The organism is Mesorhizobium sp. WSM4822, assembly GCF_055811155.1.
The window spans coordinates 1-25,631 of the sequence record NZ_JBVVQM010000011.1; the positions used below are offsets into that span (position 1 = coordinate 1).

Here is a 25,631-nt window from a genome sequence, read left to right on the forward strand (position 1 = left end):
CCCGAATATGTCCGGCTCGGCCGCGAAGGCATGGCCGTGCAGGTCAGCAAGGTCGAGGATCTCGGCCGCCACAAGGTAGTGCGCGCCAGCCTCGAAGGCCGCGAGATCGCCGCTGTCATCGGCGAGGACGAGGACGTGCCGGCCGAACCGAAAGTTCGCTTCGATCCGGCCGGCATCAACATCTATGCCGATTCCTGGCGTGTCGAGATGGGGGCATAAATGGAAAAGACCTGGAACAACAAAGCCTGGTTCATGGTGCTGCCGGTGCTGCTGCTGGTGGCGTTCTCGGCGGTGATCCCGCTGATGACGGTGGTCAACTATTCGGTGCAGGACACGTTCGGAAACAACGTTTTCTTCTGGAACGGCTCGGACTGGTTCACCGAAATCCTGGAGTCGGAACGGTTCTGGCTGTCGATGGTCCGCAACCTGATCTTCTCCTTCACCATCCTCGCCATTGAAGTACCGCTCGGCATCTTCATCGCGCTCAATATGCCCAAGAAGGGCTGGGGCGTGCCGGTCTGCCTGGTGCTGATGGCGCTGCCGCTGCTGATCCCGTGGAATGTCGTCGGTACGATCTGGCAGGTGTTCGGCCGCATCGACATTGGCCTGCTCGGTTACACGCTGTCGGCGCTCGGCTTCGACTACAACTACGTCAACGACCCAACCGATGCCTGGGCGACGGTCATCCTGATGGATGTATGGCACTGGACGAGCCTCGTCGTTTTGCTGTGCTACGCAGGCCTGGTCTCCATACCGGATGCTTACTATCAAGCCGCCAAGATCGATGGCGCGTCGCGCTGGGCAGTGTTCCGCTACATCCAGCTGCCGAAGATGAACCGCGTGCTTCTGATCGCGGTGCTGCTGCGCTTCATGGATAGCTTCATGATCTACACCGAGCCCTTCGTCGTCACCGGCGGCGGCCCCGGCAATTCGACGACGTTCCTGTCGATCGACCTGGTCAAGATCGCCATCGGCCAGTTCGACCTCGGGCCGGCAGCCGCCATGTCGATCATCTACTTCCTGATCGTCCTTTTGCTGTCGTGGGTGTTCTACACCGTCATGACCAATATCGATGCGGAGCGCTGAAATGAGCGGCGCCAACGAAAGAACGACGCGGGTGAACGAGGCGGCGGTTTCGGACGGGCTTGCCAGCACCTTGTCGCAGGACCAGCTTGCGCGGCTGATGCGCCGGCGCGGCGAAGAGTCCAAGCTCTGGTGGCTGGTGCCGACGATCTACATCATCTTTCTGATGCTGCCGATCTATTGGCTGGTCAATATGAGCTTCAAGACCAATCAGGAGATCCTGGGCGCCTTTTCGCTGTGGCCGAAAAACCCGACCATCGCCAACTACATGGTGATCTTCACCGACCCGTCCTGGTACAAGGGCTACATCAATTCGATCATCTATGTCGTCATGAACATGGTGATTTCGGTTTCGGTGGCGCTGCCGGCGGCCTACGCTTTCTCGCGCTATCGGTTCCTTGGCGACAAGCATCTCTTCTTCTGGCTGCTGACCAACCGCATGGCGCCGCCGGCGGTGTTCGCACTGCCATTCTTCCAGCTCTATTCGGCCTTCGGCCTGATCGACACGCATATCGCGGTGGCGCTGGCACACTGCCTGTTCAATGTGCCGCTGGCGGTCTGGATCCTCGAGGGGTTCATGTCGGGCGTGCCGAAGGAGATCGACGAGACGGCCTACATCGATGGCTACTCCTTCCCGCGCTTCTTCCTGAAGATCTTCATGCCGCTGATCGCCAGCGGCATCGGCGTCGCGGCTTTTTTCACGTTCATGTTCTCGTGGGTCGAGCTTCTGCTCGCCCGCACGCTGACGACTACGGACGCCAAGCCTATTGCCGCCGTCATGACCCGCACAGTGTCGGCAGCGGGGATGGATTGGGGGGTGCTCGCCGCCGCTGGCGTGCTCACCATCATTCCGGGCGCTGTCGTGATCTGGTTTGTCCGCAACTACATCGCCAAAGGATTCGCCCTGGGGAGGGTATGACGTTGAGTTTTGCACTGAGGGATGCTGGACGGGCCGCAGGCCGTGGAGGATCAAGGCGATGAGCTTTACTTGGATGGCGTGGACGCTGCCGACAGTGCTCTTTTTCATCACGATCCTGGTGCTGCTCTGCGGCATGGCGGTCTGGGAATACGTCTCGCCCGGCGGCAATCCGCGTGTCGGCGTTCTGCGCTTCGAGACGACGCGCGGCGACCGTCTCTTTGTTTCGCTGCTCGGCAGCGCCTTTATCCATCTCGCTTGGCTGGGTCTTGTCGGACCCAACCTGTGGTGGGCTCTCGCTCTCTCCGTAGTCTACGCCGTCGGCGTGTTCCGCTACGTATAGAGGGGGAAACTGTTGGAGCTTGCCGGCGGCGGCTCCGATCGCACTTGAAACTGAAAAGTGGAGGAAACGAAATGAGAAGGCAATTTTTAACATCAACGACCGCGCTTGTGCTGCTTTGGGGAGCAGGCCAGGCCTATGCCGGAATGGACGAAGCCAAGACCTTCCTCGATACCGAAATCAAGGATCTGTCGACGCTTGATCGCGGCGCCCAGGAAGCCGAAATGCAATGGTTCATCGATGCCGCGAAGCCTTTCGCCGGCATGGACATCAAGGTGGTCTCCGAAACCATTACGACCCACGAATACGAGTCAAAAACGCTGGCAAAGGCGTTCACGGCCATAACCGGCATCAAGGTCACCCATGACCTGATCGGCGAAGGCGACGTCATCGAAAAGCTGCAGACGCAGATGCAGTCCGGCGAAAACATCTTTGACGCCTACGTCAACGACACCGATTTGGTTGGAACCCATTGGCGCTACCAGCAGGCGCGCAACCTTGCCGACTTCATGGCCAAAGAAGGCAAGGATGTCACCAATCCAAGTCTCGACCTGAAAGATTTTATCGGGATGCCATTTGCCACAGCGCCGGACGGCAGTTTTTACCAGCTTCCGGACCAGCAGTTCGCGAACCTCTACTGGTTCCGCTACGACTGGTTCAACGACGAGAAGAACAAGGCCGACTTCAAGGCCAAGTACGGCTACGACCTCGGCGTTCCCGTCAACTGGTCGGCCTATGAAGACATCGCCGAATTCTTCACCGGCCGCGAGATCGACGGCAAGAAGGTCTTTGGTCACATGGACTACGGCAAGAAGGCGCCGGATTTGGGCTGGCGGTTCACCGACGCCTGGCTGTCGATGGCCGGCAATGGCGACAAGGGGCTCCCGAACGGCAAGCCGGTCGATGAGTGGGGCATCAAGGTCAACGAGAAATCGCAGCCGGTCGGTTCGTGCGTCGCGCGCGGCGGAGACACCAACGGCCCGGCCGCGGTTTACTCGATCACCAAATATCTCGACTGGCTGAAGGCCTATGCTCCGCCGGAAGCCCAGGGCATGACCTTCTACGATTCCGGCCCGGTGCCGGCACAGGGGGCGATTGCGCAGCAGATGTTCTGGTACACCGCCTTTACTGCCGACATGGTCAAGGAAGGACTGCCGGTGGTGAACGCGGACGGCACGCCGAAGTGGCGCATGGCGCCGAGCCCGCATGGAGTCTACTGGAAAGAAGGCATGAAGCTCGGCTATCAGGACGCAGGTTCCTGGACCATCCTGAAATCGACCCCGGACGACCGCGCCAAGGCCGCCTGGCTCTATGCCCAGTTCGTTACCTCCAAGACCGTCGACGTGAAGAAGAGCCATATCGGCCTGACCTTCATTCGCGAGTCGACCATCCAGGACAAGAGCTTCACGGAACGCGCTCCGAAGCTCGGCGGCTTGATCGAGTTCTACCGTTCGCCCGCCCGTGTCCAGTGGTCGCCGACCGGTCCCAATGTGCCCGACTATCCGAAGCTGGCACAGCTCTGGTGGCAGGCGATCGGCGATGCGTCGTCGGGCGCCAAGACGGCGCAGGAGGCGATGGACTCGCTTTGCGCCGAGCAGGAAAAGGTCATGAGCCGTATCGAGAAGTCGGGCATCCAGGGCGATATCGGCCCGAAGATGGCCGAAGAGCATGATCTTGCCTACTGGAACGCCGACGCGGTCAAGAACGGCAATCTCGCTCCTCAGCTCAAGATCGAGAACGAGAAGGAAAAGCCGGTCACCATCAACTACGACGAACTGGTGAAGAGCTGGCAGAAGTAATCTTGGCGTACGCGCCGAGATCATAAGTGAACGGGGAGGCGGCATCTTGCCGTCTCCCCTGTTTGTATAAGCGAGCTTACCGGGAGGGCTAATGACCGGATACATCCTTGCGATCGACCAGGGCACGACATCGAGCCGGGCGATCCTGTTCGACGGCGAGATGAAGGTCGCCGGCAGCAAGCAGCAGGAATTCACCCAGCATTATCCGGCTTCTGGCTGGGTCGAGCATGATCCGGAGGAAATCTGGGCAAGCGTCGTCGCCACGGTCAAAGGCGCGCTGAAGGCTGCAGGCCGCGCGGCATCCGATGTGGCGGCGATCGGCATCACCAACCAGCGCGAGACCATCGTCATCTGGGACAAGGCGACCGGCAAGCCGATCCACAATGCGATCGTGTGGCAGGACCGCCGCACCGCGCCGCTATGCCAAAAGCTGAAGAAGCAGGGGCTGGAGAAAAAATTCACCAAAAAGACGGGGCTGCTGCTCGATCCCTATTTCTCCGGCACCAAGATCGCCTGGATGCTGGACAAGGTGAAGGGCGCCAGGAAGCGCGCCGAGAAGGGCGAACTGCTCGCCGGCACCATCGACAGTTTTTTGATCTGGCGGCTGACCGGCGGCAAGGTGCACGCTACCGACGCCACCAACGCCTCGCGCACGCTGGTCTACAACATTGAGAGAAATGTCTGGGACGAGGAACTGCTGTCAATCCTGCGCATCCCGGCGGCTATGCTGCCTGACGTCAGGGATTGCGCCGACAACTACGGCGTTACGGAAAAAGGCCTGTTCGGCGCCGAGATACGAATTCTTGGCGTGGCCGGCGATCAGCACGCTGCGACCATCGGCCAGGCCTGTTTCGAGCCGGGCATGATGAAATCCACCTATGGCACCGGCTGTTTTGCGCTGCTCAACACCGGCGGCGACCTGGTGCGCTCGAAGAATCGTCTGCTGACCACCATCGCCTACCGGCTGAACGGCAAGACCACCTATGCGCTGGAAGGCTCGATCTTCATCGCGGGTGCGGCCGTGCAGTGGCTGCGCGACGGCATCAAGGTGATCGGCAAGGCCGAGCAGAGCGGTGTCCTGGCGGCGTCAGCCGATCCGACGCAAGATGTCTATCTGGTGCCGGCCTTTGTCGGGCTCGGCGCGCCGCATTGGGACGCCGATGCGCGCGGCGCCATCTTCGGGCTGACCCGCAATTCAGGCCCGGCGGAATTTGCTCGCGCCGCACTCGAATCAGTCGCCTACCAGACCCGCGATCTGCTCGACGCCATGCGCAAGGACTGGAAGGGGGCATCGGCCAAAACCGTGCTTCGCGTCGACGGCGGCATGGTGGCCTCCGACTGGACCATGCAGCGGCTGGCCGATATCCTCGATGCGCCGGTCGATCGCCCGACCATTCTGGAGACGACGGCGCTAGGTGCCGCATGGCTTGCCGGTTCGAAGGCGGGTGTGTGGCCGGATGCAAAGAAGTTTGCGAAGAGTTGGGCACTTGAACGGCGATTCACTCCGGCAATGGACGAGCCAAACAGAATGCGCAAACTCAAGGGCTGGCGAGAAGCGCTCAGGAGGACGTTGTCGCCACATAGCAGAACGCCATAAAGGGGTTAGGCCGAGTTCTATTTCCGAAGTGGAGGGGTTCGGTGTTGTACCGGACGCCCTGTGGTTCGATCTCACTCCATCGGGCCGTCATTGGTTGTCGGTCTGCACGAGAGCATCCCCGAGAACTTCGATTATTCGGCAAGTCGCGACATTGCCGTTGTCGCACTCCTTGATCATCCTCGTGAGTTCAGTCCTAAGCCCCAAGAGACGGCGAATTCGGCTCTCGACGGCCTCTAGCTGATCGCCGGCGATCCGGCTCACCTCCCTACACGACGCCTCTGGGACCCCTTGAAGGGCAAGCATCGCCTTGATGGCTGCAATGTCAAAACCGAGATCCCTGGCATGGCGGATAAATGTCAGCCGCCGTATGTCTTCTGCTCCGTAGAGGCGTCGCCCACTGTCAGTGCGGGGCGGCGCGGGTATGAGCTTGATCCGCTCATAATAGCGGATCGTCTCGATGTTGACGCCGGTGCGTTTGGACAGGGTTCCGATCGTAATCATCTCACTCCAATTCTGTAGTGGCTACAGAATTTTTGATATAACGAGCAGCCAAAGGCATGTGAACCCCAGAATGATGATGGGGGCAGGCTATGGGTCTAAGCTGGAGCTTTGTGCAATGCGTTCCCAGTCGGGTCGGCCGGCTCACTCGTTGGCGTGTTGGCGCGCAACTCTTCGAGCCATAACCGGGCGTTGCCGTCCGACGGCGCTCGCCAGTCTCCGCGCGGCGACAGCGAGCCGCCGCCGGTAACCTTGGGTCCGTTGGGCGAGGCCGAGCGCTTGAACTGACTGATCGTGAAAAAGCGATAGAGGAACACCTCCATCCAGGACTTGATTGTCGCCAGATCATAGGTGCGGCGGCGCTCATGCGGGTATTGAGGCGGCCATGCGCCAGTGGCGGCGTCGCGCCAAGCGTGGAAGGCCAGGAAGGCGATTTTCGACGGCTTCAAGCCATAGCGCGTCAGATAGAACAGAGTGAAATCCTGCAGCTCATACGGCCCAATTTTCTCCTCTGTGCTCTGCAATGCGCCACCTGCGTCCGCCGGCACAAGCTCGGGTGAGATCACGGTGGCGAGGATCGAGAGCAATGTGCGGTTGGTCTCCGCGTCGAAGGCGCCCGATTGCGCCACCCAGCGGATGAGATGCTGAATGAGTGTCTTCGGCACCGAAGCGTTGACGTTATAGTGGCTCATCTGGTCGCCGACGCCGTAGGTCGACCAGCCCAGCGCGATTTCCGACAGGTCGCCGGTACCCAGCACCATTGCGCCACGCTGGTTGGCAGCGCGGAACAAGACGTCGGTGCGCAGGCCAGCCTGCACATTCTCGAACGTCACATCGTAGACCGGCTCGCCTCGCGCGAACGGATGCTGCAGAGCCGCCAGCATGTGCTGCGCCAGTGGCTTGATATCGATCTCCTCAGCGGTGACGCCGAGACTGCGCATGAGCGCCCACGCATTTGCCTTGGTGGCTTCGCTCGTCGCGAAGCCAGGCATGGTGAAGCCGAGGATGTCAGACCTGGGCCAGCCAAGCTGGTCGAAGGTTTTGGCAGCCACGATCAAGGCGTGAGTGGAGTCCAGACCGCCTGAGACGCCGATGCAAAGGCGCCGGATGCCCGTCGCCTGCAGGCGCTTCATCAGCCCTTGCACCTGGATGCTGTAAGCTTCATAGCAGTCCTGATCGAGGCGTGCCGGATCGGCCGGGGCATAAGGGAAGCGGGCGACCGTCCTGCGCAGCCCAAGATCGGCCATGGGCGGCTCGAACCGAAAGCCGATCCGCCGGAACCGGCCCCCTGGCATTCCTTGAGCGATCGCCGCCTCGTTGAACGTGCCAGTGCGGAGGCGCTCCAGCTTGAGTCTTTCAACATCGACGTCAGCGACCGCCATCTGGGAGTCCTGTGGAAACCGCTCGGTCTCCGCGAGCAGCGTGCCGAGTTCGTAGATGCAGGCCTGGCCGTCCCAAGCGAGGTCCGTCGTCGACTCGCCGGGGCCGGCCGCGGAATAGATGTAGGCGGCCCAGCATCTTGCCGATTGGGTCGCGCAGAGCAGCCGTCGTGTGTCGGCCTTTCCAACGGTGATGTTGCTGGCCGAAAGGTTCGCCAGGATCAGGGCCCCGGCCAACGCTGCGAAGTCGCTGGGTGGAGCCGGTCCCCACACGTCCTCGCACAGTTCAATGTGGAAGACGAACCCCGCCAAATCCTCGGCTGCGAAGATCAGATCCATTCCGAACGGGACAGATTGGCCGGCAACCTCGATCATCGCGCCCTTCAGGTCCCGCCCCGATGCGAACCAGCGCTTTTCGTAGAATTCCCGGTAATTCGGAAGATGGCCCTTGGGAACCACGCCCAAAATGCGCCCACGGTGTATGGCTATAGCGCAGTTGTAGAGCCGCCCCTCGCGCTCGAGCGGTGCGCCGACAAGAAGAACTGGCGAGAGTTCGCGGCTTGCGGTGGCCAATTCCCCAATCGCGTGTTCCACGCCCTGCAGCAGTGTCGCCTGCCCGAGAAGGTCATCAATGGCGTAAGCCGAAATACCAAGTTCCGGGAACACCATTAACGCGACGCCTTGGCGCGCGCCATCTCGGGCCAGCGCCAGCGTCTCCGCGAGATTGTAGCTTGGGTCGCCGATCTCGCATTTCGGCGTGCAGGCCGCGACGCGCACGAAGCCTTGCTGATAGATGGAATGGAAGCTCATCATCCGATCTCTTCTTCATAGTTTTGTCGGTGCGGAGATGCTGGCTAGATAGAGGGTCTTCGCCGCCCCGTTGTGTCTGCGTAAATCAATTCAGCTTCGATAATGATCCATGAGGGGTTGATTCTGTAGTCGCTACAGGAGGCAGGTATAGCAACTGGACGGAGGTGTGTGAACCGAGGACAATCATGACGGAGCATGTCGTAAGGCTGATCTGGGACGCTTGGCGCGCTAAGCGCCAGGGACGCGAGGCGCTCGCGGCCCGTCAGACGAGCCGCCCGTCGACATGGTAGCCTATGCGCACGCACGCTCGCCTTTCTTCAGTGAGCTTTATCGTGATTTGCCAGAGCGCATCGAGAACCCGCGGCAATTGCCGGCCACCGATAAGAAGATGCTCATAGGGCGCTTGCCGCGTGCGAACTCCTCGGGTGTTGCGGTCTCGATGTTCAAGCGAAAGTTCCATGGTTCGCCTCGTATGGCCTATCTCTGCGAGACGAACAAAATGAGAACAAAGAGTCAAGCACGGCCTTGACGGCAGAGGAATATGTTCCTTATTTCAGCGTGATCTGGAGCAGCAAGGGACATTGGCACGGCGTCAACGCGCTGGCCGGCGAAGCTATGGCAAAAACAGCGGAAGACAATTTTCGGATCGAGGTCTGGGATCGCGAGGAGCAGGCTTTAGAGGAAACCATTTCGCGTTCCCCGATTCAACTGTGAGTCAGGCAGCCTGGCAAGCCGCCATCCGGCGTCGGCCGGGCATGTTGCTGATCCACTACAACAGTCGGCATGTGATGGAGAAAATCCTGACGCCGGGCGAGGTGAAGATCCCGCCACAGACCATCATCGATGGCAGTGTCCATGCCGGCCTCGATGTGGCGCTCGGCGATCTTCGCGAGTGGCATGTGTTGCGGGCCTGGTGCAGATCCTGCTCGCACCATGCAACGGTAAAGCCCGCCGGGCTCATCCAGCGCTATGGAAAAGGCGCTCTGTTCAGCTCTGTCGAGCGTGCGCTGTTCTGCACGAATTGTGACAGGGGCGGGCCTGTCCGGCTAGAAATTCACAAGCTGCCACGCAAATGAGGAGAGCCGAAGGGAGCAAGACCTGATCGATTCTTTCAGGCAAACTCTCCGCTCTATCGGCCAATGCTATCGTCGCCGATCAGCGGCGAGACCGTCGAGAACAGGACATGCGCGCGAACGATGCCGGCCGCATCCCAATCCAATGCAAACCATGCGGACCGCCGCGGACGGGGACAGTCGGTCCCGCGTCCCGTCCTGCGGCCGGCGCTATGCTGACGCTCCTACGGCTGTCCCGTTCACCGCCCGCGGCGGGGGCGAATTTCCTCCGCCCTGCGCGCGACAATGTCCGCTGTTGCGGACGCGCGCAGGACTGCGGCTTATACGCCGTTCTTCCTTTAGAGCGCCGGCGGTCGCCGGCGCCGAGTTGCTTCAGCATGGAACCGAATCCCGGTCAGGGTATTGAATCGCACGATGTATCCGAGTTCCGCATGTCGCCTGTAGATGGCACCCTAAGCATCAGCAAAAGGCGCACACGGCGCAGAGACTCAGAACCTATCCCTACATATCCGCTACCGGGGTTTCGGCCGTTCCAGCTCTGCACATTGACAGACCGCATACCGGTGGGCGGGGATTGGCTTTTCGAGATGAAGTTCGACGGCTATCGTGCCCAAGTCGCCATCTCCGGGTCGAATGTCGTCGTCTATACCCGCAATGGCCACGACTGGACCCGACAGTTCAAGGTCATCCTGCCGCCGCTTCAGAGATTGACCAAGGGCGCGGTCCTGATCGATGGTGAGATCGTCGCCATCGACAGCCAGGGCCGCACGAGCTTCTCTATGCTGAAAACCGGCATTGCGGCGGGTATGCCGCTCAAGTTCTACGCCTTCGATCTGCTTGAATTCGATGGCGAAGATCTGTCGAATCAGCCGCTCCTCGAGCGCAAGGCGCGACTTGAGTCCCTGCTGGGCGCGCGTCGCCCTGACGACAGCCTGCAATTTTCCAGCCACATCGTCGACCAGGGCAAAAGGGTGTTCGACGCCATGTGCGAGGGCGGCCACGAAGGCGTCATCGCCAAGCGCGCCGACAGCTCCTACGTCGGCGACCGCACCGGGAGTTGGCTCAAGATCAAGTGCACGAAGCGACAGGAATTCGTGGTCGGCGGTTATCGCCCAAGTGACACAGGACATGGCATGGCTTCGCTGATCCTCGGCACTTACGACAATGGCAAGCTCATCTATCGCGGCCGCGTCGGCACGGGGTTCACCGCGGCGATGCGCAAGGACATCCTGGCGAAGCTGGAGAAACGCCGTGCTGAAAAACCGGCTTTCGCTTCTGTTCCGAGAGACATTGCCCGCCGTGCCCGCTGGGTGAAGCCCGAGCTCGTCGCCGAAGTCACCTATGCCGAAGTGACACCGGACGGCAGCTTGCGACATCCAAGCTTTGAGGGCATGCGCGAAGACAAGCGAGCCGACCAGGTGGTGATGGAAATGCCGAAGACGCCGGCAACTCTTGGCTCCGCCAACCTCGATCCGGCAATCGGCAAGGAGATCGGCGCTGCTGTCGGCGTCAAGCTGACGCATCCAGACAAGGTCATGTATCCCGGGACCCAGGTGACCAAGGCCACGCTCGCCGCCTACTACGCCGTGGTCGCCGAGAAGATGCTGCCGCACATCCAGGATCGGCCGCTGTCGCTGGTGCGCGATACCGATGGTGACCTGCAGCAGACTTTTTTTCAGAAGCATAAACTGCCAGGCATGCCCAAGGCCATTCATGACGGCCAGTTGGCGAAGATGTCCGGTAAGGAAAGCCGCATCCTTTGGGTCGATGACCTGGCGGGGCTGATCGCAGGCGTCCAGATGAACGTGCTCGAATTCCACATCTGGGGAAGCCTGCGCCAGCAGCCGAATCTGCCGCACCGCATGATCTTCGACATCGATCCGGACGAGGGCCTGGGGTTCACCGCCGTCAAGCAGGCAGCCCTCGACATTCGGGGCATTCTGGAAGTGCTCGGACTGCAGTCGTGGCCGTTGCTGTCCGGCGGCAAGGGCGTTCATGTGGTCGTGCCGCTCGTCCCGGAGGCAAACTGGGACGAGGTCAAGAGCTTCTGCCAAGACTTCGCCGAACTACTGGCCCGCACAGATCCGTCACGCTTCGTCGCCAACATGAGCAAGGCGAAGCGCAAGGGCCGGATTTTTCTCGATTACCTGCGCAACGGCCAGGGCTCCACTGCAATCTGTCCCTGGTCGACTCGGGCACGCGCAGGGGCGTCGTGCGCGGTGCCGGTCAGCTGGGAGGAGTTGCCCACCTGCGAAAGCGCCAACGGTTTCGATGTTTTCGCCGCCGCCGCGCGGGCTCAGCTACCCGAAGCTTGGGAGGGTTATTTCGACGTCGCACAAACGCTTACCGACCGCATCCGCCACGCAGTCCGGTAGCAAGATGTCAGCGACATTTGCCTTTTTGGCGCCCGACCGCCTTTGCCCAAAATCGAGAGCGTCCCTCCTTTGCGGCGAGCCCCCGCAACGCCGTCCAGAGTGAGAGTACGGACTGGTTGCCGTGACGGGTTGAGAGCTGGAGGAGGGCCTCCGGCGCCCGTCGCGGAGAACCGCGATGTCCAGACATTACGCTCGCGCCGGCGCCGACCGGGCAAGCCTCTATGACGATATCACCAACAAGATCATCGCCGAGTTGGAGGCTGGGCGCTTTCCCTGGGTGCAACCATGGGGCACGACGGCGACGAAAGCTCCTCTCGCCATGCCGGCCAATGCCGCGACCGGCCGCGCCTATTCCGGGATCAATGTGCTGATCCTGTGGGGTGCGGTTGTCGAGCATGGCTTTCCCGTCCAGGGCTGGCTGACTTTCCGCCAGGCGCTGTCGCTGGGCGGCCATGTCCGCGGGGGCGAACACGGGACCACCGTCGTCTATGCTGACCGCTTCATCCCTGACAACGAGAAGAATCGCGCACGGGAAACCGGCGAGGCAGCACAGGCCATACCGTTCCTGAAGCGCTTCAGCGTGTTCAACGTGGCACAATGTGAAAATCTGCCTGACGATCTGGCCGTGGCTCCGCCCGCGCCAGAGCCTGGACTGATCGAGCCCGCCGCCGACGCGCTGATCAAAGCGACCGGGATCGATTTCCGCATCGGTGGCGATCGCGCCTATTATGCTCCGGCGCATGACTACGTGCGGGTGCCGCCGCCGCAGGCTTATTTCGAGACCATCGACTGGCACCGCACCGCCCTGCACGAACTCGGGCATGCGACCGGCCATGCCTCCCGCGTCGGCCGTGACCTCGGCGGCGCCTTCGGCACCAAGAAATATGCATTCGAGGAACTGGTCGCCGAGTTGAACGCAGCCTTCTGCTGCGCCTCGCCTCAGGAACAGGTCTGGGAGGCGCTCGAGCACTCGTGGTCGAACGAGCCGCATCAAATCCGGCGCATGCTGACCGAAACCACGGTTCGGGCAAGCGATCGCCGGGCGCTGTTCGTCGGTGTTGAAACCTATGTCGCATCCGGCGGCGTGGTGCTGCGCGACCTGTTCGAGGCTGACAATGGCGGCTGGCTGCAGGATCCCGCCCTGCTCGACCGCCTGGTCCGCGACAGGCTGAAGTCGATCGCCGACGAGATCGCGGGGGAGGGCTGGAAGTGGATCGTGGTCGATGTCGATCTGCCCTATGGCCACAATCATGGCCTGAGGGCGCTCGCCGGCACGCCCACCGATCTGACCGACGCGGAACGGGCACAACGTGAAGCGCTGCGCAAGGAATACGATCGGCTGGAAGCTGAGTATGGCGAATCCGACGAACTCCCCGATGAGATCGATCAGCGCCTCGGCCAGATCGAGACCGCGCTTGAGGCCTTCGAGAGCCGGCCAATGAACTATGATCGGGTCGAGATCGTCCGCGCCGGTGTGTTCATCAGCATCGATCGTGATGGCGATCTCGTCGTCGATCGGGGCTTTGTGCGCCCCGAGGACGAGACACGTGAGACGGTCGGCGGCGACTCCGCGGAGCCCGACGGTGCGACCGGGAGTGAGGATGGCAGCGACGATCTTTCCGTTCGCCGCGCCACCATCACCATCGGCGTGCAGGCGTCCGAACCCGAGGAGGATGAGGGTGACACCATCAAGCCGCTGCCCGAGCGCCTGGTGATCGAACTCACCGCCCATCGTACGCTGGCGTTGCGCAATGCCGTGGCCGAGAACCAGCATGTTGCCATCACGGCGCTCTTGCATAGGCTCGTTCTTGACACATTCGGTCAGCGTTCCGCGACCGGCTGCGTTGAGGCGTTCGTCCGGCATGTCCACCTGCCGGCGCAGGACGCCGACCTCAAAGACAGCCCAGCGGCCAGGGCGGTCGATGAGCGCCATGCGACATGGAAGGGTGACATCCCGCTCGGTGACGACCAGACTCTATGGGTCTGGCTTGACGGTCTCGACGACGCCAGCCGGCAGGCGCTGCTGGCCCATTGCGTCAGCTATGGCATCAACGCCCTGTTCGAACGGCCCAACCCCTATGGCAGCGGCGTCTCCCAGCACGGGCTGGATCAGCGGCTGCGCGAGGCTGATCGGCTGTCTCTTGCCACCGGGCTCGACATGGTGGCTGCGGGTTGGCGCCCAACGGTCGCAAACTATCTCGGCCGGGTCACCAAGTCCCGGATCCTCGAAGCCGTGCGTGAGGGCGCTGGCGAGCAGGCGGCCCAGCTCATCGATCATCTCAAGAAGGGTGACATGGCCAATGAGGCCGAACGCCTCCTGGCCGATAGTGGCTGGCTGCCGGAACCGCTCCGCCTCAGCGGCGATGACGCGCCGGCCACGCAGCCGGATGAGGGCGAGGAAACTGACCTGCCCGAATTCCTCGCCGGTGGCGATGAGGAGGACTCGCCCGCGGCCAACGACGTCACCCGACACGCGGTCGCCGCCGAATAGCACCCATCGACAGCGAGGCTCTCGTCGCCACATTCCGCCTTCACCTCACGGCCCGGCTCCCCGCCGGGTCATTTTCGTTTCAGGAGATATGTCCATGTCAGCCCACATCGTCTACGACAACGCCCCGCTTGGCTCGCTGATCCGCTACTCGGACGGCACGCCGAAGCCGCCCGCGCGCTTCACCCGCAAGCTCGCGGACTGGGAGCGCCGCAACGGTCTCGGCCGGCTGGTTCGCAAGTCACCCCCGCGCGACCGTCCGACCTACAGCGCCCCGGCCTCGATCACGCTCAGCGAAGGGAATTTTTCCTCCGGCGGCATCATCCTCGTGACCATTATGCGCACCCACTCGGTCGACAGCGCGCTCAGCTTCGAGATCGTCGAGCGGCCCGCGATCGGCATGGTCCGGGTCCTGCAGCAGATCGGCGACCACGACGAGTTGCTGCACCTCGCCGAGAGCCGCGATGCGGCCGAACTCTGGAGGGCCAAGACCGGATACCGCAATGCGCGTCTTGAAGACATCACCGCCGACGAGGTCGGCGCCGATGTCGTCGAAGGACGGGCGGCGGCCTGACCGCGCGGCGTCAGCTGACGGCGGAATATGATCGAGATCGGTTGATACCGGCAAGCGCTCCACCTCATGGCGGGGCGCTTGTTTCATTTTGGCTTCGGCGGAGCCCTGAGAGGGAGAGGCGGGCCGGGATGGGTTGAATCCGCGCTGTCCAGAGAGAGCGCCGCGCGGCTCGATCCTGTCCCCGCTCTCCCGAGGTTCACACCATGTACATGATCTCGCCCTCTGTGGCGGTTCCCGCTGCCACGTCGCTCCCGCTCGCCCAAGCCGGTGCAGCCGGCGCGGTGTTTGCCGCCGCCGGCCTGCTGCTTCCCCATCTCGAACGCGGTGAGAGCATTGACGCGCCAAAGCTGCGCTCTGCGATGGAAGCCGCATTCGGCGCCTCCGACGCCGCCGGCGCCTGGGACTGGAAGCAGGCTTACGATGCCTGCGAAGCCGCGACGGTCCTTTTCCTCCGCAAGTACGGAAAGGCGCTGTTCCGCAAAGCCGCGTCTCCGGCTCTCCGGCTTTCCGCATTGTCGAAGATGGCCCGGCTCATGCCAACGCATACCCGCCGATCGGAAGAGACGCAGACCTTCCAGCAGTTCTCGACTCCCATCCCGCTCGGCCTGGTCGCGGCCACAGCCGCCGCCATTACGCCGGCCGACCGAGTGCTGGAGCCTTCCGCCGGCACCGGGCTGCTGGCCATCCTGGCCGAGATCGCCGGCGCCTCCCTCGTTCTTAACGAGCTTGCCGAGACGCGTGCGGCGCTTCTCTCCTACCTCTTTCCGGCCGGTTCAGTCAGCCGCTTCGACGCCGCCCAGATTGACGACTATCTAGATGCGGGGGCCGTGCCGAGCGTGGTGCTGATGAACCCGCCCTTTTCGGTCATGGCCAATGTCGAGGGCCGCATGGCGGACGCGGCCTGGCGGCATATCGCCTCGGCGCTGGCGCGCCTTGCGCCAGGCGGGCGGCTGGTAACAATCACGGGTGCGAACCTCGCGCCCGACCGTCCGGCCTGGACCGCCGCCTTCACTCGCCTGCAGCAAGGCGGGCGCGTCGTCTTCTCCGCTGCCATCGACGGCTCGGCCTACGCCAAGCATGGCACGACCTTTCCGACACGCCTCACCGTCATTGACAAGCTCCCGGCGCACGATCCCACCGTGTTCGCGGATGCTCCCGGCATCGCCCCGGATGCGGCGACGCTCCTCGCATGGATTGAGGAGCGCCTTCCCGCGCGGCCGCCGGTCGTAATGGCCGCCGTTTCCAGCCCGGCATCGGCGGTCGCCGCGCCCCAAACCGTGCACGGCTATCTGACACGCGCGGCGAGAACCACGCCACGCATGTCGATCGCCGAACCGGAAGCCATCGACCTCGCCTATGAGGCTGTCGACTGGCAGGCGGCCGAGGACGGCCAGATCAGCGACGCCATCTATGAGGCCTACGGGCTTCAGGCGATCCGTATTCCCGGCGCGCAGGCGCACCCGACCCAGCTCGTTCAATCGGCGGCCATGGCCTCGGTGGCGCCACCCAAGCCGAAGTTCCGGCCGCGCCTGCCGAAGAACGTTCTTGACCTGCTCTCGGACGCGCAGCTCGAGACGGTCATCTATGCCGGCGAGGCTCACACCGAGTATCTCGCCGGCGCCTGGACGCTCGACGATACCTTTGACGTGGTTAGCGCCGCGGCCGATGACACCGCAGGGGTCGTGCGCTTCCGGCAAGGCTTCATGATCGGCGACGGTACGGGTGTAGGCAAGGGCCGCGAGTCCGCCGCCGTAATCCTAGACAATTGGATGCAGGGCCGTCGTAAGGCGGTCTGGGTCTCCAAGTCCGACAAGCTCATCGAGGATGCGCAGCGCGACTGGTCCGCGCTCGGGATGGAGCGCTTGCTGGTCACCCCGCTCTCCCGCTTCCCGCAGGGCAGGCCGATCGTGCTGCCGGAAGGCGTCCTGTTCACCACCTATGCCACGCTACGTTCCGAAGACCGCGGCGAGAAGGTTTCGCGGGTCAAACAAATCGTCGAATGGTTGGGTCCGGATTTCGACGGGGTCATCATTTTCGACGAGGCGCATGCCATGCAAAACGCAGGTGGCGGCAAGGGCGAACGCGGCGATGTCGCTCCCTCCCAGCAAGGCCGTGCCGGCCTGAGGCTACAGCACGCCCTGCCGAATGCCCGCATCGTCTATGTGTCGGCGACTGGCGCCACCACCGTGCACAATCTCGCCTATGCCCAGCGGCTCGGCCTCTGGGGCGGCGAGCATTTACCATTCTCGACCCGGGCCGAGTTCGTCGAGGCTATCGAGGCCGGCGGCGTGGCGGCGATGGAAGTGCTGGCACGCGACCTCAGGGCACTCGGCCTCTATACGGCCCGCTCGCTCTCTTTCAACGGCGTCGAATACGAACTGCTCGAGCATGAGCTGACGCCCGAACAGGTCCGCATCTATGACGCATACGCTGGGGCCTTCGGCGTCATCCATAACAATCTCGATGCGGCGATGCAGGCGGCCAACATCACCGGCAGCACCGGCACGCTCAATGCCCAGGCCAAGTCGGCCGCGCGCAGCGCCTTTGAAAGCGCCAAGCAGCGCTTCTTCGGTCATTTGTTGACCAGCATGAAGACGCCGACCCTGATCCGCTCCATCACCCGCGATCTGGAGGAGGGCCATGCGGCCGTTGTCCAGATCGTCTCGACAGGCGAGGCGCTGATGGAACGGCGGCTGGCCGAGCTGCCGACCGAGGAATGGAACGACGTTCGCGTCGACATCACGCCGCGCGAATACGTCCTCGACTATCTCGCCCATTCCTTCCCGGTACAGCTCTATGAGCCCTTCACCGACTCCGAAGGCAATTTGTCGTCGCGCCCGGTCTACCGCGAAGGTCAGCCCGTCGAGAGCCGCGAGGCGGTCGCCCGGCGCGACGAGCTGATCGCCAAACTCGCCAGCTTGACGCCTGTCCCCGGCGCGCTCGACCAGATCGTCCAGCATTTTGGCACTGACATCGTGGCCGAGGTCACCGGTCGCTCGCGCCGCATTGTCCGCAAGGGCGAGCGACTTGTCGTTGAAAACCGTGCCGGGTCGGCAAACCTCGCCGAGACGCAGGCATTCATGGATGACCAGAAGCGCGTTCTGGTTTTTTCCGACGCGGGCGGAACGGGGAGGAGCTACCACGCCGAGCTGTCGGCCCGGAACACGCGGCTACGTGTGCATTACCTGCTCGAAGCCGGCTGGAAGGCCGACGCCGCCATTCAGGGCCTGGGACGCACGCATCGAACCAATCAGGCGCAGCCACCGCTCTTCCGGCCGATCTCGACCAATGTGAAGGCGGAAAAGCGCTTCCTCTCGACGATCGCGCGGAGGCTCGATACGCTGGGCGCAATCACGCGCGGCCAGCGCCAGACCGGCGGCCAGGGCCTTTTCCGGCCAGAGGACAATCTGGAAAGCCATTATGCCCGCGATGCGCTACGGCAGCTCTATCTGCTGATCGTACGCGGCAAGGTCGAGGGCTGCTCGCTCGAGCGTTTCGAGGCGGCGACGGGTCTCAAGCTGATGGATGCCAATGGCATCAAGGACGAGTTGCCGCCGATCACCACCTTCCTCAATCGCCTGCTCGCACTGACCATTGCGCTGCAGGGCGTGCTGTTCGGTGCCTTCGAGCAACTTTTGGCGGCGCGCGTCGAGGGCGCGATCGCGTCAGGCACCTACGACGCCGGGCTGGAGACGCTGCAGGCCGAAAACTTCGTCGTCACCGATCGCCAGGTGATCTACACCCATCCGCGCACCGGCGCCGAAAGCCGCCTGCTCACGATCACCGAACGCAAGCGCAATCGGCCCGTCACGCTCAATGCGGCGCTCGGTCATCTCCGCGATTCGCGTGCCGTACTGCTCATCAACGAGCAATCGGGCCGCGCCGCCGTGCAGATCCCGACCCCCAGCCTCATGCTCGACGATGGCGAGGTCGAGCGACGTGTCCGCCTGATCCGGCCGATGGAAGGCCAGAACATGCCGCTCAAGGCCATGGGCGAGACACGCTGGGTCGAGGCCGACCGCGAGGCTTTCTCAACTGCCTGGGCGTCCGAAATCGCTGGGGTGCCGGAGTTTTCGGACTCGGTCTTGCACATGGTGACCGGCCTGCTGCTGCCGATTTGGAAGCGCCTGCCCAACGAGTCGACCCGTGTTTATCGACTTCAGACCGACGAGGGCGAGCGCCTCATCGGCCGCCGCGTCTCACCGGCATGGGCCGCCAACGCCTCTGGGACGAACGTGGTTGCGCTGTCGCCGGAGCAGGCGTTTGCGGCTCTAATGGACGGCCGGACCGTCCTCGATCTTGCCGAGGATCTCCAGCTTCGCCGCAGCCGCGTCATGGGCGCATGGCGCATCGAATTGTCCGGCTTCAGCGACACGATGCGCGAGCGCCTCACCGCCTACGGTCTCTTCCACGAGATCATTTCGTGGAAGCTCAGGATGTTCGTGCCGACCGACGCCAACGGCCTCGCCGTGCTGGAGCGCGTGCTCGACCGCTTCCCAATCGAGCGGGTCAGTGAGCGGGAGGCTGCATGATTCCGCCTCACGCCGCCTCCGACCTCGCACACCGCCTCGGCGAATATGCCGAAGCGGTGTGCCGCCACTACCTCTCCAATGGCCGTCGCCAGGGCAACTATTGGACCGTCGGCGACGTCCGTAACGCGCCGGGCCGCTCGATGTTCGTGCGTCTGCAGCCATCCCCGAAGGGACCGCCAGGCAAATGGACCGACGCCGCTACCGGCGAGCATGGCGACCTGCTCGATGTCATCCGCGAATCCCTAGGACTGGTCAATTTCCGGGACGTCGCCGACGAGGCGCGCGTGTTTCTCGCTATGCCAGATGCCTTGCCACCCCGACCCGCCGAGCCGATCAGGTGGGTCCCCATTGGATCTCCGGAAGCGGCTCGCCGACTGGTCGCCATGTCGAAGCCCATTATCGGCACCCTCGTGGAAACGTATTTGCGTGGACGTGGCATTACGACTTTGCACGGAACCGCAGCCTTGCAGTTCAATCCACACTGCTACTACCGGCCAGACGATCATGGACCGACCAAGACCTTGCCGGCGATGATCGCCGCCGTCACCGACCTCGATGGACATCTGACCGGAGCGCACCGCACCTGGCTAGCACCGGACGGCGCCGGCAAGGCACTCGTCGACACACCGCGTCGGGCAATGGGTAATCTGCTCGGTCACGCCGTCCGCTTCGGCGTACCCGGCAGCGTCATGGCGGCAGGCGAAGGCATCGAGACGACGCTGTCGCTCAGATGCGCCTTGCCCGACATGGCGATGGCTGCTGCACTCTCGGCGGCTCATCTCGCCGCCATCCTGTTCCCTCCGAACCTGCGGCGACTCTATGTCATCCGCGACAGAGATCCGGCCGGCGACGGTGCCCGCGACAGCCTGCTCGAGCGCGCGATCGACGCCGGGATCGAGGCAATCGTGCTGTCGCCGGAGACCGAGGACTTCAACGAAGACCTCCGCCATTTCGGACTTGCCGCCTGCCGCGCCTCGATTGCAGACCAGCTCATGCGCAAAGATCGCGTCCGCTATCTGACACGGGCGGCATGAGCCGGGAGGGGAAGCGTGCGGCATGCGGTGTGGCCGCATCGCATGGATGGGAGCCCGCCGGCAGTGAACCGCGGCCCGGCCTTCAAGAGGGCGATCGGGCCCACAGTCGTGCCGGTCAGGCAATGGCGGCGGCCGACTTTTTTCCGGCGGCGCGCGATTTCTGGCGAAAGCCAGGGATAAGGTGCGACGCCTTTCCATCGCGAGGCAAAATAGCCGGCCGTTGCCATCCTACGCTACGCTCCGGCCCTCCGCTTCGCGGCGGGTGTCGGACCGTCCCCCCCGTGGGCTCTCGTCGCCATGAAGGCCGCGAGGGTCGCGGTCAAACCGACGGGAGCATCCCCATGAGCGAGCACGACGACACCGAACCGCACCACGCCGCTTCTCCGACCGATCACATCCTCACCGAACTCCAGCTCTACGGCTGGCGCCCATTTGCGGACGAGCCCGATCCACGACCGCTCCCCGGTGGCGACCACGTGGCCGGAGCCGTGGCCGACATCTTTGACGCCCTCATCGCGACCCTGGCCGACACGCGCCTCGAACCCGACCTCGATGACCTCCTCTGGTCCGTCACCAACGTTTTCCACCGAGCTGTACAACGGATCGAGCGGCACCTGGACGACAACGAGCAGGCCCAGCGCCGTCTGCAGCGCGAACAGGACGGCACCGAGATCAAGGCGGTCGAACTCGAGAACCTCACCGCCCAAGGCCAGACCATGATCGAACGGCGCGAAGCCTTCGAGCTCATGCGTGACCAGGCCGCCGACCACTACGAGCAGCACATCGGTTCGGCCTGGCGACCGCGCACGGGGTCGATGGTCAACCACCACCATCTCACCGCCGCAATGATCGATAGCCGCGACTACCTCGCGGCCAAGCGGCGCGCGGAAACCGAAATCATGTTGCCCGCCGGCGCGAAGGTCGCCTTCTCCGGCGGCGATACCGCCGATCACGAGCTGATCTGGGCAAAACTCGACCAAATCCGCGCCAAGCACCCCGACATGGTGCTGATGCACGGCGGATCACCGAAAGGCGCCGAAAAGATCGCAGCCCGCTGGGCCGATCATCGCAAGGTGCCGCAGATCGCCTTCAAGCCCGACTGGAGCAAACATGCCAAGGCAGCTCCCTTCAAACGCAACGACCAGATGTTGGCGGTCATGCCGATCGGCGTCATCATCTTTCCGGGCACCGGCATTCAGGAGAACCTGGCCGACAAGGCCCGCAAGCTCGGCATCCCGGTCTATCGGCTCTGAAACGGCGGCGCGCAAGCGCCCTCGGAACCTACCGGCCTAACAAATACCCAGGTAGGGATGGCATCCTTCAAGCCATGTCGCTCGTATCCTTTCCCGAAAGTTTCACGCCGGACATCGCGCTTGCCGACACCTTCTTACGCAATGCCGCCGCCCACCTTGATGGCGCTGACAGGGCGGCGGATCGAGACAGGCACAATGCGGCCCTTCACGCCATCGCCATCGCCATTGAATTGCTGCTGAAGTCGCATCTTCTCAGGGTCGCGACTGATGATCGCTGGAACCGCCGCCATATCGGGCACGATCTCGACAAGGCGGCTCGTTACGCCGAGAGAGCTGGATTGAGCCTGCCACCGCAACTGCACAGCATCATCGCCGAGCTTCATCCTCATTTTCAGCGTGGCGGCTTCCAACGGGACCCATCGCGATCATGGCCGGCCGGTTTCTCGCTCGATGCCCGCCACATCGCGCGGCAGCTCGCTCAGGCTCTCCTGGAGCAAAAGCGTCGCGCCACCGACGCCCGCTGCTCCTGACTTGAAGATGACCGCACCCCGCGATCCATTGCGCTGATCCTTGGTCCAGCCGATGGCCTAAAGCCATCAACCCGCAAGGGGTCGGACTACGCGAAGCGTGCCGCCGCTCCGGCTTCGCCTTCGCGGTGATCGCGGCCATCGGCCGAACACATCGGGCGCCTGTCAGCGGGGGAGGGTCCTCCGCTTCAAACAGGAGCCGGATCGATGTCCTTCGCCGACGCACATGCCTTCGCCTTCAGCCTCGCCGCCACTCTCATGGTCACTATCGTCATCTTTCGTGCCGGCGACGGCACTCTCTCGGTCGTGCCGGCGAACGAGTATGACGGCGACGACACCGCCATCATCGGCGAAATCGACCCGTTCGCCCCATGACGGGGCGGACATCGCGCTGGCGATGCAAGAACACGGGCGGGTTTCGCCCGCGCTTTCCTTTGCTATGCTGTGCATTGCGCCAGGTGGTGGTGGAAGGCGCAATCACCAGAGTCATTCTCTCGGAGACACCACCATGATCATCCTCGGCATTCTCCTTTGCGTCGCGGCCATCGGCATCTTGTGCTGGTTGCTGTTCACGCTTGCTATCGTCGCCCTCCCGTTGTTCGTCGGCATCAATGCAGGTGCATGGGCATTCCACACCGGTGCCGGCTGGCCTGGCGCAATCTTTGTCGGCATCCTCGCAGCCGGGTTGACGCTCGGCGCAGGCCAAATCCTCCTCGGTGTTATCAGCTCCATGTGGGCGAAGCTGGCGATCGCGATGGTCTTCGTCGCTCCCGCGATCGTTGCCGGCTACCACGCCACTCATGGGATCGCGAAGCACATGATGCCTTCGGAAACCTGGCAGATCGTCTTTTCCGTCATTGGCGCGGTGGCCGTCGGCGTCACGGCATATCTGCGGGTCGCGGGCATGGCCGCCGCCGACCAATCCGGTAGGGACAGGGTTCAAGCTTAAACCCGCGCGAGCGAGGCGGGTGGACCAGGCCGACGAAGGCCCAGCCTCCTCATCATCGGTGGTTGGAGTAATCGGGCCGCATGCGATGATCGAGCAGTGGCAATCCCGGCGCGGCTTCGTCTAATGGTCTTGGACGTTGGCCGGTCGATGCTGCAAGGCAGGTCCGACCCGTCGGTGGCAGGACGGCAGCGCGGCCGATGGCTCCGGGCGCTGGAGGTGCGCGGGATTTGGTGCCTGGAACGTGTAGACGATGCCAGTGAAGCTCGTAGCGATCTGCTGGCGGCGCGTTGGGCTCCAAAATCTCCGTTGCCAATCTGTCCCAAGAGCGCTCCAAACGGCCTCTCCAATGGGCTGATCAGACCGAAGGACGGCAGAAGCCTCGACCGCCTAGGCCGCAACGGCGCATCTCGACTTTCTTCCCCTGCCGGCTCCCACCCCCATGCCGCAAGCGCATGGGGACCCCGAGCGCCGCCATTCCTCGCGAACAAGAAAGTCGTTCCTGCGCCGTCCTCCGCGTTGCTCCGGTCGCAAGCGATGCGTCGTCGGTCGCCTCCGGCCAAGTGATCGCCATCGAGGCCGCATGGTGCGGGCTCGGGAACAGAAAATGGAGACTTACAATGGCTACCATCGGCACCTTCAAGAAGACCGCCGCGAACGAGTTCACCGGCGAAATCGTCACCCTCAGCGTCCTGGCCAAGAACGTGCGCATCGTCCCAGACACCCGCGCCACCGGCGAGAACGCTCCCAGCCACCGGGTGCTGGTCGGTCGCGCCGAGATCGGCGCCGCCTGGTCGAAGACCTCCAACGAAGGCCGCGACTATCTGGGTCTCAAGCTGGACGATCCGAGCTTCAACGCCCCGATCTACGCCAACCTCTTCGACGACGAGGAAGGTGAAGGTTTCTCGCTCATCTGGTCCCGTCCCAGCGCCCGGCGGGGTGACTGAGGACCCGCGCAGGCCCCGGCCGGAAGGCCGGGGCCTTCTTTCCGTGACGTACGGTTCGGTTCACTCAAGCCGAGAGCGATGCTGAAACCGCATCGCCTGATGCCGATCAGCCATCCTCCGTCGGCGCTGTTGTTTCTATAAAATGCAGGCTTTCACTCTGTGTAAGACGAGGCAAGCGATGATCGAGCCGTTTGACGAAACCGCCCCGACCAGTGACGAACTCACCGAATACGATCGGGAACACGTCAAGCTCTATGCGCGCCTGCTTGACGCCGCCGACGACGGCGCGGACTGGCGCGAGGTGGTCGAAATTCTCTTCGGCATTGATCTGACGAAGGAGCCACAACGCGCCCGGCGCATTCACGACAGCCATCTGACGCGAGCGCGCTGGATGGCGCGTGCAGGCTACCGTCATCTCCTGCGTCAACCCGGCAACTAGCACCACAGCGCCTGTGGTTCGCGGGTGATGCCGAAACGGCATCACCCGATGCCCGGCAAGGGTCTTCCGCCAATCGCTGCAACCCGGAATCGTTTGGAGGCGGGGTCTACGCGTTGCTTGCGAGGAGCTCTTGGATGAGGCCGGATACGTCGCATTGGCGAGACAATGCCAGCTATGATTATTTCGACACTTTGCCGGTCGAAGGGCTCGCCTGGGAGTGTCTGCGGCGTCACGAACCCTATCAACGGCACTACCAGACGCTCCTGACCACAAGAGCCGAGAAAGCGCCCTTCCACCCTGAGACACAGCGGCTGTGGGGGCTGCGATTTCCCGGCCAGGCCGGATTTGTCCGCCTTGGCGCAGGATGTCCTGTGGTCGCCTGACGTCGATCCAGCCGTGGTTTCTCTCGTGCCGGCGCCGGAATTCCTGTCGTCGTTGCGATCGACGCCTTTGACCGGCCTGGGGGTGGTCCACGACAGTCCGGAAGGACGTCACAGCGTCCATAATGCAGGTGTCGCGACCCAGCTTCTCCTTCTGCGTGGCAGTGATCCTCACGGGCACCTGGCGGCGCTGATCCCGTTGGATGCAGAAACGTTGGGACGGATCGAAGCACTCACCCGTTTCTGGCGTTCCTTGCAGGGGCGCCCGACGGCTTCGGACACGCGTATGACCCCACAGCAGCGCCGCCGGTTTCGTCTGATGATGCAGGCCGCTGACGGCCGTGCGAACGGCGCGAGCTACCGCGACATTGCGATCGCGTTCTACGGACACAAGCGCATCGCCGTCAATCCCTGGAAGACCTCGGCGTTGCGCGATGCGGTGATCGGCCTGGTCGAAGGCGCCACCGCCCTGATCGGCGGCGGCTATCTGCAGATCCTGCGTCATCGCCGTCGACCGTAGCTGTTCTGGCCGGGCACGAGGGGTTGGGATTTTAGCCTCCCTCAACTTCCCCATCCCTTGCGAAGCCCATTCTCCGCCACCGTGGTCGCTGTCCACCGCTGAACGCCAGCGGCTGCCCAAA

Annotated in this window: 23 protein-coding genes and 1 pseudogene; 20 read left to right on the forward strand and 4 right to left on the reverse strand. The window is 63.2% G+C overall.

Going from position 1 to position 25,631, the window contains the following annotated elements:
- The 6 genes and pseudogenes from AC0L3E_RS23555 to glpK form a co-directional block, all read left to right on the forward strand.
- Positions 1-219 (forward strand): annotated as a pseudogene (locus AC0L3E_RS23555) (ABC transporter ATP-binding protein); the annotation flags it as partial.
- Complete coding sequence (locus AC0L3E_RS23560) at positions 220-1,086, forward strand: carbohydrate ABC transporter permease (RefSeq protein WP_473605720.1); 867 nt, start codon at positions 220-222, stop codon at positions 1,084-1,086.
- A 1-nt stretch (position 1,087) separates the two neighbouring features.
- Positions 1,088-2,002 carry a carbohydrate ABC transporter permease gene (locus AC0L3E_RS23565; protein ID WP_473605721.1) on the forward strand — a complete coding sequence of 305 codons (915 nt, stop codon included), beginning with the start codon at positions 1,088-1,090 and terminating at the stop codon, positions 2,000-2,002.
- Between the two features lie 58 nt (positions 2,003-2,060).
- A complete protein-coding gene (locus AC0L3E_RS23570; protein ID WP_473605722.1) occupies positions 2,061-2,342 on the forward strand; it encodes a DUF2160 domain-containing protein in 282 nt (93 codons plus the stop codon).
- Between the two features lie 71 nt (positions 2,343-2,413).
- Positions 2,414-4,138 (forward strand): ABC transporter substrate-binding protein, encoded by a 1,725-nt coding sequence (locus AC0L3E_RS23575; protein WP_473605723.1) that lies wholly within the window; start codon positions 2,414-2,416, stop codon positions 4,136-4,138.
- A gap of 91 nt (positions 4,139-4,229) precedes the next feature.
- The gene (gene glpK, locus AC0L3E_RS23580; protein WP_473605724.1) at positions 4,230-5,735 is read left to right on the forward strand and encodes a glycerol kinase GlpK; all 1,506 of its coding nucleotides are present in this window, start codon (positions 4,230-4,232) and stop codon (positions 5,733-5,735) included.
- An 87-nt stretch (positions 5,736-5,822) separates the two neighbouring features.
- On the opposite strand, the gene AC0L3E_RS23585 is transcribed toward glpK, so the two are convergent.
- From AC0L3E_RS23585 to AC0L3E_RS23595, 3 genes are all read right to left on the reverse strand, one after another.
- Positions 5,823-6,236, reverse strand: a complete 414-nt coding sequence (locus AC0L3E_RS23585; RefSeq protein ID WP_473605725.1) for a MerR family transcriptional regulator — start codon at positions 6,234-6,236, stop codon at positions 5,823-5,825.
- A gap of 95 nt (positions 6,237-6,331) precedes the next feature.
- Positions 6,332-8,422: an NAD(+) synthase gene (locus AC0L3E_RS23590; RefSeq protein WP_473605726.1), complete on the reverse strand. Its 2,091-nt coding sequence runs from the start codon at positions 8,420-8,422 to the stop codon at positions 6,332-6,334.
- A gap of 262 nt (positions 8,423-8,684) precedes the next feature.
- Entirely contained in the window at positions 8,685-8,882 is a 198-nt protein-coding gene (locus AC0L3E_RS23595) for a hypothetical protein (RefSeq protein ID WP_473605727.1), read from the reverse strand.
- A gap of 65 nt (positions 8,883-8,947) precedes the next feature.
- Between AC0L3E_RS23595 and AC0L3E_RS23600 the strand changes: the two genes are divergently transcribed.
- The 8 genes from AC0L3E_RS23600 (at position 8,948) to AC0L3E_RS23635 (ending at position 21,751) form a co-directional block, all read left to right on the forward strand.
- Positions 8,948-9,136, forward strand: a complete 189-nt coding sequence (locus AC0L3E_RS23600) for a hypothetical protein (protein ID WP_473605728.1) — start codon at positions 8,948-8,950, stop codon at positions 9,134-9,136.
- On the forward strand, positions 9,133-9,498 hold the full coding sequence (locus tag AC0L3E_RS23605) for a hypothetical protein (RefSeq protein WP_473605729.1): 366 nt from the start codon (positions 9,133-9,135) through the stop codon (positions 9,496-9,498). Before AC0L3E_RS23600 ends, AC0L3E_RS23605 begins: the two co-directional genes overlap by 4 nt.
- A 374-nt stretch (positions 9,499-9,872) precedes the next feature.
- Entirely contained in the window at positions 9,873-11,870 is a 1,998-nt protein-coding gene (gene ligD / locus AC0L3E_RS23610) for a DNA ligase D (protein WP_473605730.1), read from the forward strand.
- 175 nt (positions 11,871-12,045) lie between these two features.
- A complete protein-coding gene (locus AC0L3E_RS23615) occupies positions 12,046-14,361 on the forward strand; it encodes an ArdC family protein (RefSeq protein ID WP_473605731.1) in 2,316 nt (771 codons plus the stop codon).
- 94 nt (positions 14,362-14,455) lie between these two features.
- The gene (locus AC0L3E_RS23620; protein ID WP_473605732.1) at positions 14,456-14,932 is read left to right on the forward strand and encodes a hypothetical protein; all 477 of its coding nucleotides are present in this window, start codon (positions 14,456-14,458) and stop codon (positions 14,930-14,932) included.
- A 203-nt stretch (positions 14,933-15,135) separates the two neighbouring features.
- Positions 15,136-19,464, forward strand: coding sequence for a strawberry notch-like NTP hydrolase domain-containing protein (locus AC0L3E_RS23625; RefSeq protein ID WP_473605733.1), 4,329 nt, complete (start codon positions 15,136-15,138; stop codon positions 19,462-19,464).
- Positions 19,461-20,498 (forward strand): DUF7146 domain-containing protein, encoded by a 1,038-nt coding sequence (locus tag AC0L3E_RS23630; protein WP_473605734.1) that lies wholly within the window; start codon positions 19,461-19,463, stop codon positions 20,496-20,498. Before AC0L3E_RS23625 ends, AC0L3E_RS23630 begins: the two co-directional genes overlap by 4 nt.
- 341 nt (positions 20,499-20,839) lie before the next feature.
- Complete coding sequence (locus AC0L3E_RS23635; protein ID WP_473605735.1) at positions 20,840-21,751, forward strand: DUF2493 domain-containing protein; 912 nt, start codon at positions 20,840-20,842, stop codon at positions 21,749-21,751.
- Positions 21,752-21,885: 134 nt separating this feature from the next.
- Here AC0L3E_RS23635 and AC0L3E_RS23640 read toward each other — a convergent pair whose 3' ends face one another.
- Positions 21,886-22,134: a hypothetical protein gene (locus tag AC0L3E_RS23640; protein WP_473605736.1), complete on the reverse strand. Its 249-nt coding sequence runs from the start codon at positions 22,132-22,134 to the stop codon at positions 21,886-21,888.
- Between the two features lie 351 nt (positions 22,135-22,485).
- Here AC0L3E_RS23640 and AC0L3E_RS23645 point away from each other — a divergent pair, with 351 nt between their 5' ends.
- From AC0L3E_RS23645 to AC0L3E_RS23670, 6 genes are all read left to right on the forward strand, one after another.
- Positions 22,486-22,653: a hypothetical protein gene (locus tag AC0L3E_RS23645; RefSeq protein ID WP_008877981.1), complete on the forward strand. Its 168-nt coding sequence runs from the start codon at positions 22,486-22,488 to the stop codon at positions 22,651-22,653.
- 133 nt (positions 22,654-22,786) lie between these two features.
- On the forward strand, positions 22,787-23,227 hold the full coding sequence (locus AC0L3E_RS23650; protein WP_473605737.1) for a hypothetical protein: 441 nt from the start codon (positions 22,787-22,789) through the stop codon (positions 23,225-23,227).
- Positions 23,228-23,844: 617 nt separating this feature from the next.
- A complete protein-coding gene (locus AC0L3E_RS23655; RefSeq protein WP_473605738.1) occupies positions 23,845-24,171 on the forward strand; it encodes a DUF736 domain-containing protein in 327 nt (108 codons plus the stop codon).
- Positions 24,172-24,349: 178 nt separating this feature from the next.
- Entirely contained in the window at positions 24,350-24,610 is a 261-nt protein-coding gene (locus AC0L3E_RS23660; RefSeq protein ID WP_473605739.1) for a DNA -binding domain-containing protein, read from the forward strand.
- A gap of 134 nt (positions 24,611-24,744) precedes the next feature.
- Positions 24,745-24,993, forward strand: a complete 249-nt coding sequence (locus AC0L3E_RS23665; RefSeq protein ID WP_473605740.1) for a transcriptional regulator domain-containing protein — start codon at positions 24,745-24,747, stop codon at positions 24,991-24,993.
- On the forward strand, positions 24,965-25,510 hold the full coding sequence (locus tag AC0L3E_RS23670; RefSeq protein WP_473605741.1) for a DUF2285 domain-containing protein: 546 nt from the start codon (positions 24,965-24,967) through the stop codon (positions 25,508-25,510). The genes AC0L3E_RS23665 and AC0L3E_RS23670 overlap by 29 nt, the downstream gene beginning before the upstream one ends.
- Positions 25,511-25,631: the final 121 nt, after the last annotated feature.